We start from the raw sequence: 17,820 nt of genomic DNA, 5'->3' as shown, positions 1-17,820 counted from the left end.
CGCCCCGAACCGACTCGCGTCCCTTCGGCCGAGGCCCGCCTCGCGCACCGTCGCCCTTCGACTGCTTGTTATGTTAGGAAAATCGGTAGCCAAGGAAAGATGGGAGACAGGAAATCGCCGAAGATTCTCCGTCGAAAACGCTGCTTATTGTGGGTGCGCCCCCTGCCGTGCCGTCCTTTTCTTGCTGCTTTCCTCGGACAGCTTGGAGATGAGACCATCCAGAACGCGCCGTCGCTCGCAACACTCGGAATGCTCCGAGCAATCGCAGCACGCTATTTGGAATGTTCGCCGGACTCTCGGCCTCACCTCCGCTGCATGCGACGCAACCACCGTGATCGTACGGTCTCGTGAGAATGCGTGCAATCATACGAACAGAAGGGCGGCTTTTCGAGGCACAATCTTTCGGGGTGTTTCCCGCACGGGCGACGGCGTTTTCGCCGCCCCGACTCACGCGGAAAGGGTCGATTTCCTTGACGTCTGCCGTCGCCGTTGAGGATGATGGAATGTCGGCCGGGCGCTCGTGCGGTGAGCAGCGAATCGATCCATCGAAGCGCGCCGGCCGGTGTCGCCGACTCTATCCGCTTCGTCGAGGAGATCCACCGATGCAGACACAAGGCACATCGCGACGTGACTTTCTCAAGACGTCGACCGTATTGACGGCCGCGGCGGCCGCCGGTGGTGTGACGGCGGGTGAACCGGTCGCGACAACGCAACCGGCGGCGGGAACGTCTCCTGCAACGAAGCATCCGATCCGGCTGGGAGCACCGGTTTTCAAGGCGCCGGCCGACCCTGAAGAACTGGCGCGTGCGCATCGCGAGAAGAGCTATCGCGCCGCCTATTGTCCGCCGGTGGGCATCGACGATCGAGAGCGTATTCGCGACATCCGTACCGCCTTTCAGCGGAACGACGTCGTCATCGCCGAGGTCGGACGCTGGTGCAATCTGCTTGATCCCGATGCCGAAAAACGCAAGGCGAACCTCGAACGAGTGACCGAAGGCCTGGCCTTGGCCGACGAACTGGGCGCCCTGTGCTGCGTCGATATCGCCGGTTCGTTCAATGCCGACATCTGGTACGGCCCGCACCCGGACAACTTGTCCGACACATTCTTCGACGCCGCGGTCGAGAACGCCCGCAAGATCATCGACGCCGTCAAGCCGCGACGCGCCAAGTTCTGCTACGAGATGATGGGCTGGTCGTTGCCGGACAGCCCCGACGCGTACCTTCGAATGCTCAAGGCCGTCGATCGCGACGCCTTCGGCGTGCATCTCGATCCGTGCAACCTGGTGAATTGTCCGGCGAAGTTCTACGACAACACGGGGCTTATCAACGAGTGCTTCGACAAGCTCGGCCCGTGGATCGTGAGCTGTCACGCCAAAGACCTGAAATGGCAGGTCGAAATGAACGTCCACTTCGTCGAAGTGACGCTCGGCGAAGGGGAGCTCGACTACAAGACCTATCTGAAACGCTTGGCGCAGCTTCCCAACGACGTGCCGTTGATGATCGAGCACATGAAGGGGCCGGCCGAGTACGAAGCATCGCGCCAATACCTGTTCAAGACGGGCGGCGAAATCGGCGTCGTGTTCGAATACGTCTGAAGTCGCAGTGCGTCGCGTTCTTACGCCTGTGCCGCCGGTTGTGTCGTCGGCGCCCTTGTTGTTCGCAGCGATCCGTATGCCCGAACGGCCCGTTTGCCGAAAGATCGATTTTCATCCAAAACATCGGCTATTTAGTAGCTGATATTTTGGATTTCGGACTCGGAACAGCGACAACCGGTTGGCAATTCGGTCGTTGTGCGATGTAATGGATTTCATCGACCGAACAATCTGCATTTGCCGGGTTGTCATTCAAAGCGACGGCGATTGGGCGTTGCCCGACGACGGCGTGCCCGACGAAGCGGCCGACGGAGAAATGTCATGAGAAAGCGACACCGGTCCGATGTGATGGGCCTGTACAATCTCAAGAAAGAACGCGGAATGACGTCGCGACATGCGCTCAACCGAGCGCAGCGCGCCTCTCGCGAACTGAACTTGGGGCATGCGGGCACGCTCGACCCGCTGGCCGAAGGCGTCCTGATCGCCTGCGCGAACAAAGCGACGAAATTGCTTCCCTACATCCAGCAATTGCCCAAAGAGTATCTCGCGGTTTTCCAATTGGGGAAACGGAGCGCCAGCGACGACATCGAGCAGCCCGTCGAAGAACTGGTCGATCCGCCCGTCCCGACGACCGAACAAATCGAAGCCGTACTCCCGAACTTCGTGGGGCGCATCGAACAGCGTCCGCCCATCTTTTCGGCGTTGCGGGTAGAAGGCCGCCGTGCCTACGAGCTGGCCCAGGAAGGCAAACTCGATGCGTTACCGCCGCGGACGGTTGTCGTCTATCAAATCGAGCTGGTACGCTACGCATATCCCGAGCTGGAACTGAAAGTCCAATGCGGGTCGGGTACGTACATTCGCGCGCTGGGACGCGATATCGCCGCTGCGTTGCAAACGGCGGCGGTCATGTCGTCGCTCGTCCGCTCGGCGGTGGGCCCCTTCCGTATCGAAGATGCCTTGGCCCCGGAAGAAATCAACTACGAAAACTGGCAGGAAGTTCTCCTTCCGCCGCGCGAGGCCGTACCGCATTTGCCCACGGTGCATATGACGGCCGAACAGGTCGATACGATCTATCGCGGACAACCGATCGCCGCCGAAGCGATCACCCCGCCGCGGTTCACGCTTCCTCCGGAAGCCGAACAACCGTCCGAATTCGCAGGCCTGGACCCCGAAGGCAATCTCGTCTCGATTCTGCGGAAGGATGCCGAAGGCCGATTTTGGCCGAAGCGAAATCTCCTGCCGGGGCCGCAAGCGAAAACCTTGCCCGAGGGGTACCAAAGCCTGTAAAAAGCCGCGCGATTCCTTCCGGGGGACGTTTCGTCCGCGGAAAACCTCGTTTCCGCGTTTTGTTCGCTGGACCCTCGATTGTGTGTCCGTCATACTGAAAGTCGAGAGGCGGTTCGACGCGCGAAAACGTTTCGGATCCCACCGACCCGCTCTTGGTAGACGGTCTCCCCATCGGTATCGGCTCGGGCCGCGATTTCATTTCGGGGCACGCGGAAGAACTCATGCGTCGTTTTCTTTCGACTTCGGCGGCCGCCGTCGGACGAACTCTGCGATCGGCATCGGCCCGGATGTGCCGCGCGGCTCCCCGGCCGGCCCTCGGCGTGTGGACACTGTTGATCGCCTGGACGGCACGGAACCTCTGGAAAAAGGCGTTCTACTCGTGGCCGGCCAAAGCAGCTTGTTTCGTAGCGGCCGGTACGTTCGGCAACGATCATCCGAACACGCTGTTGAGTTTGTATCTGCTGATCCACACGCTGCGGGGGACCGTCGACGACGCCGAACTCGAACCGCTCTATCGCCGCGCCGGCGAACTGGCACATCGAGAATACCAGGGGAGCATCCCCGGCTCGCGGGAAAGCTATCGGCAATTGTTTGCGTTCTATCGACAGATGGAAAACGACGCCATGGTCGTGCGCGTGCTCGAATACCTGTTGCCCCTCGAAGAGCACGCTTGGTTCAAACGTAAAACGCGCATCGCCTTCATACTACAGCAACTGGCCTGCGCCCATCGCCGGCTGAATGATTTCGAGGCCGCCGAGCATCACTACCGGCGAGCCCTCGACGTGCTGGGACCGCAGCACCGCCGTGAAACGGCCGTGATTTCCGCCGATTTGGCCATGCTGTACCACGAGCAGGGAAAATTCGGCCGGGCCGAAGAACTCTATCGCCGTGCCTTGTCGATTCGCGAGACGAATTTCGCAACCGACAAAGGGGGGCTGGCCGACGTCCTCGAGCGATACGCCCTGTTGTGTCACGATCGACGCGATTTCCAACGGGCGGAATCGTTCTTCCGGCGGGCCTCGGCACTCTATCGGGAAGCACTCGGCGAGTGCGATCACGCGGCACGCGTGAACTTCTTGTTGGGCATTCTTGCCTACGATCAGGGAAACGCCGAAAAGGGACGCGAACTGCTCGAGCAAACGATAGCCTTCTGGGAGCAACATGCGGCGCCCGATTCCCCCACCTTTCTCAAAGTGTGTTGGCAGGTGGCCGAGGGATACCAGAAGTGCGGCGACTTCGACGCGGCCGAAAAGCTGTACCGCCGCCTGGTGTCGATCCTCGAACAGTCCGATTCGCCGTCGCTCGATCTGGCCCACGTCCTCTTTCGGCTGGCCGACCTGTACTTCGATTGCGAACGTTTCACGGAGGCAGAACCGTTGTGTCTCCGTGCACTCGCGATCGTCGAACGCACTCAAAGCCCGAACGACGAATTCGCCCAATTGTTGCATTCCATGCTTACGACCATCCGGCTCAAGCGAAACGCCGCACGGCGTCCGAACAAGGGACCGGCGTTCTTTTGCTCGGGCAAACGTTGACCGTCATGGCGGGCGATTCGCTACGAACGCGACGTTCGCACGCCGCGCCGCGGGCGCCGTGTCGCCGGTTCCGCCGGAGAGGCTGCCTCGCGGTAATCGGGGTTGGGCGAGGGCAACCCGGCATCGACCGAGGCCAAGTAACGATCGAGCATACGCGCCAATTCGGCGGCTTTCTCGGGCATTGCGGCGCTCAGGTCGCGGGTTTCGCCGATATCGTCTTTCAGGCAAAAGAGCTTGTCGGTCCCGCTTTCGTAATCACGCAGCAACTTGTAGTCGCCCACCCGAATCGCCGAACAAGGCGTCTGCCGCGCGCCCCGGCCGTAATGCGGATAGTGGAACACCAACGGCCGATCCCGGTTCCACGATGTCGCCTTGCCGGTCAACAGCGAGGCGAAGCTCACACCCTCGACGCCTTCGGGTAGGTGTTTCGCCCCAGCCAACTCGGCAATGGTCGGATACAGGTCGTACCCCGCGACCGGCTCGCGGCATACGCTTCCTGCCTTTACGTCGGGACCGACGACGACCAAGGGGACGCGAATTCCGCCCTCGTACAGCGATCCTTTGCCGCCGGAGAGCGGCCGGCAGGACGTGCCCGGCGGCCGTCCGAATCCGCCGTTGTCCGACATCACGATCAGGTAGGTACGATCGGCGATTCCCAAGCGGCGAATCTTTTCCCACAACAGCCCGATCGAACGATCCAGATCGTAGATCATCGCCGCCTTGAAAACGTCGCGATGCCGTTCTCCGGGCGGAAGTTTGGAAAACATCGCCACACTTGCCGGATCGGCCTCGCTCGGTTCGTGAATCGCGTAATGCGAGATTTGGACGTACACCGGCTCGCCTGCGCGAACGTGCCTCTCCAAGAAACGGCACGCTTCGGCCGTCAGACCGAAGATGTTTTTCGGGTTCGGGTTTTGCGGTTCGGCCTGCTCCAACAGGTTGCCGGTGATTCCGTCGTGCGCGTCGAAGCCGTACATGCCCGCATGCGAACGACCGATGTGCCATTTGCCGAACAACGCCGTCGCGTAGCCGCATTCACGCAAGAGCCCGCCGATCGTCGTTTCGGACCGCGATAACAGCGTTTCGTGTCGCGGAGGAATGAGCTTGTGTCCTTCCCCGCTTTGCGGCGGTCCCGGCGTGGTGATGTGCAATGCGGCGGGCGTCTTGCCGGTCAGCAGCGACGCGCGAGTAGGCGTGCACATCGGCGCCGGCGCGTAGGCTTGCGCGAACCGCATCCCCGCCGCGGCGAGCTTTTCGAGATTCGGCGTTTGATGGAAGTCGCTGCGTGCGTCGGGCAACTGCGGATCCATCGTGACCGACAATTCGCTCCAGCCGAGGTCGTCGATCAGGACGAAAACGAAGTTCGGCGGCGCATCTTTCGACGGCTTTTCCGGCAACGGGGCCGTTGCCGCGACTTCCCGGGAGAGCGAAGCAAAGGTCGCTTCGGTCCGTGGGGCGGGCTTCTCACCCGGCGGCTCTGCCGAAGAGGCCGACCCACGTTCCGTCTGCGGCGTCCGACGAACGGCCTGGTCGGTACGCCCCGTCCGCGCAGCCGGCGATTGTGACGAAGCCCCATTGCGGCGTGCCGGACGTGTCGGCCCTTGCGGGTTCTCGCCGCGACTTCGCCGTGATTCCAGCAAGGCGCGTATCTCGTCGGCATCCAAGGTACCGTTGCCGTCGGCGTCGAATCGATCGAACGCAACCGGCGGGCCGCGAAATTCGCTGCGCGAAATCATGCCGTCGCCGTTGCGATCCGATCGTTCGAGAAAGGTTTCCGGGTTCAACGGCGGGCCGGGCGGCGCCTCACGATCGACAGGGGGCATCGGCCCTTCCAGCGGCCCGAAACCGGGACCAAAACCAGGCCCGAAACCGGGGCCTCGACCAGGGCCGAAACCCGGCCCCGCGGGACCACCCGGCATCGGTCCCGGCGGAGAACCGCCGTCGAAGCCACTGCGCCGCGGACGCGGTTTTCGCTCTTCCAACGGCGGCCCTTCGGTGGCCGGCTCCGCCTTCCCGCCGCGTACCGGTCGGACGAAATTGTAAATGCCGATCACGTCGCCTTGGGGGCCGCGTCCGTGCGGAAAGCGTGACGGATCGCCCGACTTCGGGTCGCTCCGCTGGCAGCCCGCGCCGTGCACGTCCATGTAACGATAAGCGCCCGTCCGATCGGGCATCCAGCCGCCGCCGCGTCCGAAGGCGATGTAGACCGCCGCCGAGCCGTCGCCCGCGCGCTTGTGCGTCGTGCTCGTCCAATAGAAACCGTAATCGACCCGCCCCAAGGGATCGCGAATGGGCGTACATTCGAACAAGGGATCGATCGCCGGGGAGTTCGTCGCATCGGGCGAGCGCGAGTAATCGACCAGGCTTTGCAATTCTTTGGCGTTCGGCAACCGCCAATCGTCGTACCCGGCATACTCGAGTTCTTCGACCCACTTCAGGGCCTGTTCCCAGTTCAGGCGACCGTCTTTGTTCGGCCCGGCCTTCAGGCAACCGCTGTCGACTTTCGCCCACATCAAGCCGGTGGCCCGGTCGGTGATCGTGCCGTCGCCGTTGTCATGGAAGTCGTTCTTGCCGTAGTTCGGGTTGCCGCGGCAATAGAGCACGTAGAACAGTTTCGGGCCGCGCGGTCCGCGGTCGCGGGGATAGCCTTTGATGCGGCCGTCGGCGAAATTCACGCCGAACATGGTGGCCGCGCCGTTCATCGTCGTGCTGGCGTACCGGGTAGACGTGGCGAATTGTGCATCGATGATTCGCTCACCCTTTTGCAGATCGCCGTACTGGAAGGCGAAGTAGTCCTCGGCGATGAAGGGGTGCAAATCGCCGCCGGTCGCCATGGGATCGACGTCTTCGCCGCTGAAGAGAATCAGCGAGTACAGTTCCTTGATGGTCGGGAGGCGCCAATCGTCGTAGCCGCCCAGTCTGCATTCGGCGGCCCCGGCGACGGCCTCGGCATACGTTTTCTTCTCACCCGGATCCTTTTGCCACATCAGGCCCGTGACCAGATCGGTAATCGTGCCGTCGCCGTTGTCGCGGTACGCCGGCGCGTGCCCGCGATATTGGGCGTCTTGCCCGAAAAATCGCTCGCCGGGCTTGGGATACGGAATCTCGACGCGATCGTCGAAGCAACGCACCTGCCCGGTATCGACGATCGGGTACGGCTCGTCACCGACCGTCGTTCGACACGACCACCAAGCTGCCAAGCACCCGAGCGCGAGCGAAAGCCCGAACCACGGGAACCTGCTGTTTCGAATTCCGATGCACAACATACGGGGGGACCTCCTACGCCGAAGCGACAATGTGCTCGTCGTCACCGGAAATCGGCGCGCTCGACACGAGCGACATGAAAAGGTGCAGACGAGACAACACGCAGAACCTAGAGAACGGGGGTTGCGAGGATCCTCTAGGAGATGTAACCCGGCGGCAGGGTCACGGTTTCGCGCAGGGGCGGAAAATACGGACACGCTCCGGCGAGGGGCCTTCCGGTGAGGGAACGTCCGACGTGTTCAGCGTCCCGCCGGATAGGGCGCGGCCAGGCGGTACTCGGGATGTGATTCGAGGTACGCCTTCACCCGGTCCTCGCGGTGGATTGCGTCGGCCAAAAAGTCGCAGGCCTGTGCGATTCGCTCGTCGGGTTCGGCGCAACTGAAGCGGAGGAACCCGGCCCCCGCATCTCCGAAACATTCTCCGCCCAAACACGCAATGCCGAAACGGTCGTCGGCCGCTTCCAGCAGGAACATGGCCAGCCCGTGCGAGGTGATCCCCAGCCGGTTGCACACCTCGGCCACCGAGGGAAACACGTAGAACGTCCCGCCGGGCATCAGGCAGTCGATGCCTTCGATCTCGTTCAACTTGCCGACCAGCAATTCGACTTTGCGGCGGAACTTCGCCATGTTCTCAAGGCTTTCGTCGTTGTCGCGCGAAAGGGCCGCCACGGCGCCCATTTGCAAGAACGGCGGCGTGCACGACAACGATGTATTGATCAGCTTGCCCAGTTGCATCGCAATCGTGGGCGAGGTGACCGCAAATCCCAACCGCCAACCGCTCATACTGTACGACTTGCTCAACGTGTAGGCGGCAACCGTCTGCTCGATCATCCCCGGTTCGGCCAACGGGGTGTGATGCCGGCCTTTCCACACCATGCGATCGTACGGTTCGTCGCTGAACAGGGCGACATCTTTGCCGCGGATCAGCTCGGCCAGGCCTTCGAGGTCTTCCTTCGTCGCCACACCGCCGGTCGGGTTGTGCGGACTGTTCAGGAAGATCGCTTTCGGGCTGGGATCCTCGGCGAGGAATCGCTCGACATCGTCGAGGTTCGGGCGAAACTCGCGTTCCATCTTCAGCGGCGAATAGACCGCCCTGGCACCGCGCCGCTGGATGTTGGGCAAATAGGTCGGGAAGAACGGCGAGAAGACGAGCACGCCGTCGCCCGGCTCGAGGAACAGCTCGCAGAAGAACAACTCGAACGGTTTCGCTCCGGGACCGACGACGATGTTTTGATCGGTGACCGGCACCCCGTATTCACGCTCAATGAATTCCGCCGCGGTGTGCCGCAACTCGGGAATGCCCCCCGACGGGCAATACGACGTGAGCCCCGCTTGCAACGCCTCGACCGCCGCTTCGCACGCTGCTTTCGTGCTGCGGAAAGGGCTGTCGCCGATCTCGAGTTCGACGACGTCCTTTCCCTCGTACTTCAACTGCCGGGCACGCACCAACACGTCGAAAGCGGTCTCGACGGTCAACTCTCGAACGAAGCGGCTGAAGGTAGGCATGGCAAATGCTTCCGACGTTGCAAGGACAAACGAACACCACCGCCCCGAGGACGTTACACACCCCTTCCCCGACATTCTGGGGGCACACGATTGCGGGGATCGATTCGAGCAATTAGTTTACGTCATACAAAGACCGGATTGAAGCCGCCGAGGGCTTTCTGAGCGAGGCGAACCCCAAATGACGGATCCTCCCGGCTTACCTGCCGTGCCGCCCGCACGGGCAGGAAAACGATTGTCGCGACGTGCGCTGTTGGCCGCCGCGACCTTCTGGGGCGTAGGTTGTCTCTCGGGACGCGCCGCCGAAAACGCGGCGAAAGCGCTTCCCTTGATCGACGATCCGCGGTTCCGGCGCGGCTTTCGGGTATGGTCGCCCATGCCCGGAAAACATGTGGAGCAAGGCGTATTGTGCCCCGCGGTCGGCGACGCCTGCCGGCCTGTCTGGGGAGTGGCTCAATGGCACAGCCGCTTCACGCTCGCCGATGCGAAACGGACCGTTCGGGAAGACGGCATGGTGCGATTCGACGACGGCGCGAAATTCGTCGAGTGTTTCCCCGATCACGCAAGCGCCGATTTGGCATTGGGGCTTGACGGCACCCGCGAATACGGCGGGCGATCCCCCGCTGTGGGCGATCCCTGGCCGCATCTGCTCGTCGAACGACAACTTCTCAACCATCCCCGTTTGCCTACCTTGCACGCAGTGCGATTTCACCTGCGGTATCGGGTTCGGGAATGGCGTCGTGAAGAGTGTCCCGGTTACGATCCGAAGCGGCACACCGCGCAATTGGTGTTCTACCTGACCATTCAGAACCGGAACCGCCGTTCGCCGGGCTTCGGTGATTACTATTGGTTCGGGATTCCGTTGTTCGACGCCCGGTATCGCATCCCCGTGCCGCATTTGGCGAAGGACGTCGGCTCGGATCGCAAGCCGGCCACGGGCAAGTTCATTTTCAATCCCGGTGCGGCCCGGTACACCGACCGAAGCGCCCACGACGGCGATTGGATCACGCTCGATTGCGATTTGCTGCCGCTGATGCATGAAGGCCTCGAAGCAGCGTGGGATCGCGGCTACTTGCAAGGGTCGCGCGACCCGGCCGACTACGCGCCCGGTGGGATGAACATGGGCTGGGAAGTCACCGGCTGCCTTCGCGCGGCCGCCGAATTGGCCGATTTCGATCTCACCGCCGAACCAACGCGCACGTCATCGACGTGTCCGCCGTGAAATCGCCGTTCTCTCGCAAATCACCCATTCGACCGCACAACGATGGCCTTCGGTCGCGGTTCGAAATACGATGGGGTGGCGTCGCGCGTAACTCGGCAGTGCGAAAGACAAGTCGATTCACGACGAGGGAGATTCTTCAACGATGCCTTGCGGACGAACGGTTTGGTTCACTGCGGTCCTGGCGGTCGCCTTGTCGACCTTCGGTAATCTCTCGGTGCGAAGCGAGGAGACGCCGTTGCGGGTGCGTGTGCTGACGTTCAATATTCGTTACGGCACGGCCCCCGACGGCCCGAATCAATGGTCGAACCGCAAGGACCTGGTCGTCGATCTCATCGAACGCGGAAACTACGACTTCGTCGGTTTACAGGAAGCGCTGCGATTTCAAATCGACGTGATTCGCCGGGCGTTGCCGCACTTCCAAGAGATCGGCGTCGGACGCGACGACGGCAAACAAGCCGGCGAGTACTCGGCGATCTTGTACGACGGCCGCCGCTGGCGCGTCGTCGATCAGGGCACGTTTTGGCTTTCCGACCAACCGAACACGCCGGGGTCGAAAACGTGGGGTAACCGCATCCCCCGCATCGTCACCTGGGGCCGATTCGCCGACACGAAAAGCGGTCGCGAGCTGTACGTGTTCAACACGCACTTCGATCATCAGTCGCAACCGTCGCGGGAAAAGAGTGCCGCGCTGCTTGCCGAGCGGCTGGCACGTCTTGATCCGGTGCGTCCCGTCGTCGTGACCGGCGATTTCAACGCCGCCGAAGACAACCCCGCGATTCGCCTGCTCAAAGGCGAGGCGGGCGCATCGCCCGTCAAACTGGTCGACACGTTCCGCGTGCTCCATCCCGAGGCGACCGAAGTCGGCACGTTTCACGGCTTCGCAGGCGGCACCGCAGGCGGCAAGATCGACTACGTGTTCGTCGACGCCCGCTCGAAGGCGAAGGTCGTTTCGGCCGAGATTCTCCACGACTCGCAAGACGGAAGATATCCCTCGGATCACTATCCCGTCATGGCCGAAATCGAATGGCCCGCGATCGCCCCGTAAGACGTTGCGTGCAACCGTAGACGGCGCCCCGTTTGCGAGAAGCTATCGACGTTTGCTCCGGCGCACCTTGTGCCGCCGAAGCATATCGCGGCGTTTCCAACCGGCGGCGTACCAGCCGCACACGACCGCCGCAAGCAGTTGCAGCAACATGAGCGTGGCCGCCACTCTGCCCGCCGAAGCTCGGTACGCGTCGAGCCCCAAGGGCAACTCGCGACCGTGCGGTGCGAATTGCACGAAGGCCGCCAAGCTCGCCAGCCCGGCCGCCGCGATGCCGAACACGTAAAGCTGGCGGCGCATCGTCGACCAGTCGGGAAACACCACGCCCATCAGCACGACGGCCAGCTCGATCCACACCAGCGCGCCGAGGGCGAACGCCCAGGGAGCCCGCTCCCCCGCCCACCAGATCGGAACCGACGTCGCTAGAACGATCGCGGCCGTGACCCCTTCGAGCAAGCGGGCGTTCCGGATCGACTCGGCATCGCGCCGCGGAAGCTTTTCGGGGTCGACTTGCCCTAAGTCCCACAAAACGCCCCATTGCCACAAACTGCGCGGTCGCGACGGGGAAGGTCGATCGTGCTCCGGCAACTCCTCGACCAGTTCGGCGTCGATCGGTGTGCCCTCGTCCGCCGAAACGGCCGGCTCGGTTTCCGGCAAGGCGTTCTTCGAGGCGGCCGGTTTCTCCCTCTGTTTGGGCAACGGAGGGGGGCGTCCCGGCAGCGGGGGCGGCGTATTGCCGTTCTTGCCCGAGGCCTCGGACTGTCCCGTCCGACCGTCTCGCGTCGGACCGGCGGGGGCTTCCGACGCCGAATCGGCATCCTCGGAAACCGACGAGTCGATCAGGTCGTCGACCGAAAGGATGACCGTGCCCTCGTCGCTTGCCGCCGGGGCGCAGGAAAGGGCGGTCGAGGACGCCGCTTGCTCGTTCGCGAGGGCGTTTCCGGCGGGGGCGGAGTCGTCGTGAGAAGCTGACGGCCGAGGGTGCGCACCGGCCGCCGTCCGTTTCGGAACGACCGTCGCCTGGCCGCAGCGCGGACACCGAACCTCGGCCCCGATCATCCACGGCGGGGCCTTCAGCCGATGGCCGGAAGGACACAGGAAACGGACAACCATCCTCGGCGAACCTCGCATGCGCGGTCGGCGGCACGGTTTCCTCTCCAGTGTACCCGGCAGGGCGATCACCCGAAAACGATCGTCCGCCACCTCGGTCGTCACGCCGTGGGTCCAAGGCAGAAAAACAAAAACGCAACCCTTTGCTGCACAAGCACTTACGATCGACGATCGCAGCCCGGGGCCGATTGCGGAAAGACCGCAAAACCGGTATACTTAGCGGTTTTGAGTGTGTGACGAGACGGACTGTCGGGCGCCGTTCCGCCGAGGAAGTGTCCGACGACCGATCGACCAACGACGGATCATTGACCGACAGCGAGGCGTTGCCTTGGCAGACGATTCCCAACTTCCGCCCGATTCACCCGAGCAACCCCTTCCCGATGATGCCGAGGCGTCTTCGGCATCGCGGCTGGTGGCCACCTCGATCGAGGACGAGCTGAAGCAGAGCTACCTGACGTACGCGATGAGCGTCATCGTCAGCCGTGCGCTGCCCGACGTCCGCGACGGACTCAAGCCGTCGCAACGGCGCATCTTGGTGGCGATGAACGATTTGAATCTCAGCCCGGGGGCGGGCCGCGTCAAATGCGCGAAAATTTGCGGCGACACCAGCGGGAACTATCACCCGCACGGTGAAAGCGTCATCTATCCCACGCTCGTCCGCATGGCCCAGGAATGGGTCATGCGTTACGTGCTGGTCGACAAGCAAGGGAACTTCGGTTCGATCGCGGGCTTGCCTCCGGCGGCCATGCGATACACCGAGGCCCGGCTTTCCCACTTTGCCGCGTTGATGCTCGAGGACTTGAACCTCGACACGGTCGACTTCGTGCCGACCTACGACGAACGGCGCAAAGAACCGACCGTCTTGCCGTCGAAGTTCCCGAACTTGTTGGTCAACGGGGCGACGGGTATCGCCGTCGGCATGTCGACCGATATTCCGCCGCACAACCTGGGCGAAATCTGCGATGCGTTGGTCCGCTTGATCGACGAGCCGGACGTCACCATCCGCGAACTGATGCAGATCGTCAAAGGCCCCGACTTTCCGACCGGGGGCATCATCTGCGGTCGCGGCGGCATCTATCAGGCGTATGCGACCGGGCAAGGTCGCGTCGTCATCCGTGCCCGCACCGAAATCGTCGAAGACGGCAAATCGGCGAAGATCATCGTTCACGAAATCCCCTACCAGAAGCAACGCGATCAGATCGAAGAACGCATCGCCGAGTTGGTCAACGAGGGGAAAATCGCCGGTATCCGCAATATTCGCAACGAAAGCGACCTCAAAGAGCCGGTACGACTCGTCCTCGAACTGAAGCGCGACGCCGACCCCGAGGTCGTCCTCAACCAGCTCTATCAGTATTCGTCGCTCCAGCAGACGTACTCGATCAACTTGTTGGCGTTGGTCGACGGCAAGCCGCGGGTACTCACACTCAAGGACATGCTGCAAGAGTTCCTGCGGCATCGCGTGACGGTGATCCGCCGCCGCACGACCTTCTTGTTGAACAAGGCCCGCGACCGCAAGCACACCGTCGAAGGGCTGCTGTTGGCGCTGGCCGACATCGACCGCATCATCCGCACGATCCGCGAGTCGAAAACGCAGGCCGAGGCCAAGGAACGCCTGATGCAGATTCCTTGTCCGTCGGCGATGCTGCATCGTGCCCTGGGCGACGACGGTTTCTCGCAATTCACGCAAGAGCACGGGGCGGCCGAGGAATACTTCCTCACCCCGGTGCAGGTCGACGCGATCCTGCGGATGTCGCTGGGCCAGTTGGTCAACCTCGAACAAGAGAAACTGGCCGACGAGTACGCGCGACTGCTGGCCGACATCGCCGAGTACAATCGTATTTTGTCCGACGAGGCGAACATCCTGGCGATCATCCGCGAGGAACAACTCGAGCTGAAGCGAAAGTACGCCGACGCCCGCCGTACCGAAATCGACGAACAGGAAATCGGCGACTTCAACATCGAGGACCTCATCGAAGAAGAGTCGATGGTGGTCTCGATCAGCTCCAGCGGCTACATCAAGCGGACGCCCGTCAAGGCGTACCGCGCGCAACGTCGCGGCGGCAAGGGACTCAAGGGCGCCAAGGTCGACGACGAGGATCCCATCGAACACGTGTTCGTCGCCAGCACCCACGACTACATGCTGTTCTTCACCAACCGCGGAAAAGTGCACTGGCGGAAGGTCTACGAGTTGCCCGAGCTGCCGCGACACAGCCGCGGCCGCGCCATCGTCAACCTGCTCGAGCTGGAAGAAGGTGAGCAGGTCGCCGACTGCATCCCCGTGCGCGACTTCTCGGAACCCGACCGCTACTTGCTGATGGCCACCCGCGACGGACTGGTGAAAAAGACCGAGCTGGCCGCCTACGGACGTCCGAAACGCGGCGGTATCATCGCCGTCAAGCTGCGGGAAGGAGACGAGCTGGTCGACGTGGTGGTGACCGGTCCGGGCGACGAGATTCTCCTGGCCACCGCCAAGGGAATGGCGATTCGCTTCCGCGAGTCCGATGCCCGACCGATGGGCCGCAACACCAGCGGCGTGAAAGGGATCTCGCTCACCGAAGGCGATCGCGTCGTCGGCATGGTAGTGGCCGACCCGAACGCCTGCCTGTTGACCGTCTGCGCGAACGGCTACGGAAAGCGCACGCCCTTCGGCCCGAACGCCGACGACGCCGTGGACGATACGACCGAGGAAGCCCCCGAGGGCGACACCGACGATTCCGACACCGGCGACGAGAACGACGCCGAAGTCAACACGAACTCGTCGAGTTTCCATTACCGCACGCAAAAGCGGGGTGGAAAAGGCGTCCGCGACATCAAGACGACCAAGCGCAACGGGCCGGTCGTCGGCATCGCGGCCGTGTACGAGGGCGACGACGTCCTCCTCATGACCGCCCTGGGCAAGATCCAGCGGATCAACGTGGACGAGATTCGCATCGTCGGCCGCAATACGCAAGGAGTGCGGGTAATGAGCCTGGACGACGACGACACCCTGGTCGCCGTCAAACGCATTCCGCCCGAAGAAGACGACGATCAAGCCGAATCGGAGCATGCCGAAACGGCCTCCCAGCCCGAGGCCGAACCGACCGGCGACGACGCGTGACTTGCAACGCGTCGCGAAGGGAACCACAATCGGCACTGAATTGCCGCGCGCAAACGCGGCGGATCTCGTCTTCGAGCCCGGGGGAAGTGAATGCGGGCGCTGGTGACCGGCATCAACGGATTCGTCGGCAGCCACCTGGCGGAATATCTTCTCGCATGCGGTGATCGCGTGCTGGGCTTGGTCCGCGCGGCGAACCGCCCGTTACCGCCTTCGTTGCGCGACGTGCCGACGGTCGCTTGGGATCTCGCCTCCGATTCCTGTCCGCGCGAAACGGTGGAAGCAATCGTCCGCTTCGCCCCGCAGGCCGTCTATCATCTGGCGGCGATCAGCATCCCCGCCGAGTGCGGCGACGAACATCCCACCCCGCAGGCCGTCGCCGTCAACGTCGAGGGCACAAGGCGCCTCGTAACACTGCTGGGATCGATCGGGTTTACAGGTCGTTTCCTGCCGGCAAGCAGCAGCTATGTGTATCCTGCGCCGCCGGCGGACGATCCCGTGACGCCCGAGTCGACGCCGGTTCGCCCTCGCCGTGGATACGGGCAAACGAAGCTCACTGCCGAAAAGATCGTCGTCGACGCCTCGCGAGCGGCCGGCTTCGAAGCCGTGATCGCCAGAGCCTTTCCGCATACCGGGCCGCGTCAATCACCACGCATGATGCTGCCCGAATGGACGCGCCAGTTCGTGCTGGGCGTCGATCCCATCGAAGTCCGCACACTCGAAGCGGTGATCGATCTCAGCGACGTGCGCGACGTCGTGCGGGCGTACCGATTGCTGATCGAACGGGGTGAAGCGGGCGGGGTGTACAACGTCGGGTCGGGCATCGTCCGCACCAGCGGCGAAGTATTCGAGCTGCTTCGCCAAATGGCCGATCCGACACGCGGCGTGCGTGAAACGCAGCCGGGCAAGAAGGTCGATCCCGTCGCCGACGTGACGAAGCTCCGCGCGCTTGGGCTGGTCGCCCAACTTCTCGCTGAAAGAGACCATCGCCTCTGTTCTGGCCTGGTGGCAGCAAACCCCTATCTCGGGTTAACCTGTTTACCCCCTCCTACTCGATACCCAAGACATTTTCTTCCCAACCTCTTGGCCAAATCGCCAATTTTGGGCATTTTTTCCGAGTTATTCGCTTGCAGGGGGGCCGCCGACGCGGATTCAATATAAGGGCATGGCATGAATGGGGGATGCGTTCGTGCCCCGCTTTTCGGCGAAAACGGAAGAATTCGGCGTTCGTCAAGGAACAGGTTTCTCTTCTCCGACGGTTCATGATGGGAAGTTCGAGGAACGCAACCGTGCGACACACTAGCATTCTCGTATTGGTCTTCGGCACCTCGGTCTTGGTGTTTTCCGCGCCGGCGCAAGCAGCGCTGACGTGGTACGGCGATCCGTATTCGGCCGTTCACAACGGCGGATTCGAGTATCAAATCAGCCCACCGAGTACAATCATTCCGCCGGGCGGCACCGAAGAAGAATACCGCAACTGGGCCGGCGGCGTGTTTGACGCCGATTGGTCCGCAAACACGATCCCCGACGGAACACTTTCTCGCGAAACGAGTCACTCGCGTCCCGACGCCTGGGGCGGCACTGTGAACCCGGCAGAGGGTTCCTACTTGATGGCGATCCAATCACCAAATCCTTTGAGCACAACGACGCCCGATGCGAAGTATTCGTTGTTGTATCAAAAGATACACTTAACGGCGGGGACCACGATCTCGGGAAAGATCGCGTTCGACGGTATTTGGGCGTACTCTTGGAGTTTGCCCAACCTTGACGACGATACCGCGTTCGTGCGAATCGCTACAGACAATTCGTTGACGAACCTCGTGTACGAGTACACATTGTCCCGTTACGACTTCATGACCGATCCGGGCACGTCGTCGGCCGCGATCGATTCGAGTTCCGACTTCGGATGGCGCGACTGGAGCACGATCATTCCCACCACGGGCGATTATTGGTTCGCCATCGGTATCGAAGACGGCGATCCGAATCCCAACTACAGCGAGTATAATTCTTACGCCCTCTTCGATGCGATCAGTACGTCGCCGGGGGCGGTCGTCCCCGAGCCGACGACGTGGGCCGGGCTGTTGAGCCTGCTCGGAACCGGCGGATTGGGGCTCTTCTTCTACCGTCGTCGCAAGAACGGTTGATTCGACGACCGACGACAATCGAGAAAAG

The 17,820-nt window shown here is 62.5% G+C and carries 11 protein-coding genes; 8 read left to right on the top strand and 3 right to left on the bottom strand.

The window, feature by feature from the left end:
- Window positions 1–602: 602 nt before the first annotated feature.
- The 3 genes from ACYQ2I_RS01665 (at window position 603) to ACYQ2I_RS01655 (ending at window position 4,414) form a co-directional block, all read left to right on the top strand.
- Entirely contained in the window at window positions 603–1,595 is a 993-nt protein-coding gene (locus ACYQ2I_RS01665; protein WP_460165248.1) for a sugar phosphate isomerase/epimerase family protein, read from the top strand.
- A 318-nt stretch (window positions 1,596–1,913) separates the two neighbouring features.
- Window positions 1,914–2,879: a tRNA pseudouridine(55) synthase TruB gene (gene truB / locus ACYQ2I_RS01660; protein ID WP_460165247.1), complete on the top strand. Its 966-nt coding sequence runs from the start codon at window positions 1,914–1,916 to the stop codon at window positions 2,877–2,879.
- Between the two features lie 221 nt (window positions 2,880–3,100).
- A complete protein-coding gene (locus tag ACYQ2I_RS01655) occupies window positions 3,101–4,414 on the top strand; it encodes a tetratricopeptide repeat protein (protein ID WP_460165246.1) in 1,314 nt (437 codons plus the stop codon).
- A gap of 20 nt (window positions 4,415–4,434) precedes the next feature.
- On the opposite strand, the gene ACYQ2I_RS01650 is transcribed toward ACYQ2I_RS01655, so the two are convergent.
- Window positions 4,435–7,680 (bottom strand): Lcl domain-containing protein, encoded by a 3,246-nt coding sequence (locus tag ACYQ2I_RS01650; protein WP_460165245.1) that lies wholly within the window; start codon window positions 7,678–7,680, stop codon window positions 4,435–4,437.
- Between the two features lie 237 nt (window positions 7,681–7,917).
- Window positions 7,918–9,183 carry a pyridoxal phosphate-dependent aminotransferase gene (locus ACYQ2I_RS01645; protein WP_460165244.1) on the bottom strand — a complete coding sequence of 422 codons (1,266 nt, stop codon included), beginning with the start codon at window positions 9,181–9,183 and terminating at the stop codon, window positions 7,918–7,920.
- Between the two features lie 178 nt (window positions 9,184–9,361).
- Here ACYQ2I_RS01645 and ACYQ2I_RS01640 point away from each other — a divergent pair, with 178 nt between their 5' ends.
- Together ACYQ2I_RS01640 and ACYQ2I_RS01635 are read left to right on the top strand one after the other, a co-directional pair.
- Window positions 9,362–10,402, top strand: a complete 1,041-nt coding sequence (locus ACYQ2I_RS01640; RefSeq protein ID WP_460165243.1) for a hypothetical protein — start codon at window positions 9,362–9,364, stop codon at window positions 10,400–10,402.
- Between the two features lie 142 nt (window positions 10,403–10,544).
- Entirely contained in the window at window positions 10,545–11,447 is a 903-nt protein-coding gene (locus tag ACYQ2I_RS01635; protein ID WP_460165242.1) for an endonuclease/exonuclease/phosphatase family protein, read from the top strand.
- A gap of 42 nt (window positions 11,448–11,489) precedes the next feature.
- Here the strand turns inward: ACYQ2I_RS01635 and ACYQ2I_RS01630 are convergent, their stop codons facing one another.
- Complete coding sequence (locus ACYQ2I_RS01630; RefSeq protein ID WP_460165241.1) at window positions 11,490–12,557, bottom strand: hypothetical protein; 1,068 nt, start codon at window positions 12,555–12,557, stop codon at window positions 11,490–11,492.
- A gap of 325 nt (window positions 12,558–12,882) precedes the next feature.
- Here ACYQ2I_RS01630 and gyrA point away from each other — a divergent pair, with 325 nt between their 5' ends.
- The 3 genes from gyrA (at window position 12,883) to ACYQ2I_RS01615 (ending at window position 17,792) form a co-directional block, all read left to right on the top strand.
- The gene (gene gyrA / locus ACYQ2I_RS01625; protein ID WP_460165240.1) at window positions 12,883–15,651 is read left to right on the top strand and encodes a DNA gyrase subunit A; all 2,769 of its coding nucleotides are present in this window, start codon (window positions 12,883–12,885) and stop codon (window positions 15,649–15,651) included.
- 90 nt (window positions 15,652–15,741) lie between these two features.
- On the top strand, window positions 15,742–16,809 hold the full coding sequence (locus tag ACYQ2I_RS01620) for an NAD-dependent epimerase/dehydratase family protein (protein WP_460165239.1): 1,068 nt from the start codon (window positions 15,742–15,744) through the stop codon (window positions 16,807–16,809).
- Window positions 16,810–16,937: 128 nt separating this feature from the next.
- Complete coding sequence (locus tag ACYQ2I_RS01615) at window positions 16,938–17,792, top strand: PEP-CTERM sorting domain-containing protein (RefSeq protein WP_460165238.1); 855 nt, start codon at window positions 16,938–16,940, stop codon at window positions 17,790–17,792.
- The last annotated feature ends 28 nt before the right edge of the window (window positions 17,793–17,820 follow it).

The organism is Thermostilla marina (assembly GCF_054657455.1).
Note: the sequence above shows the minus strand (reverse complement) of the source record. Positions and strands in the feature narration are given on the sequence as shown.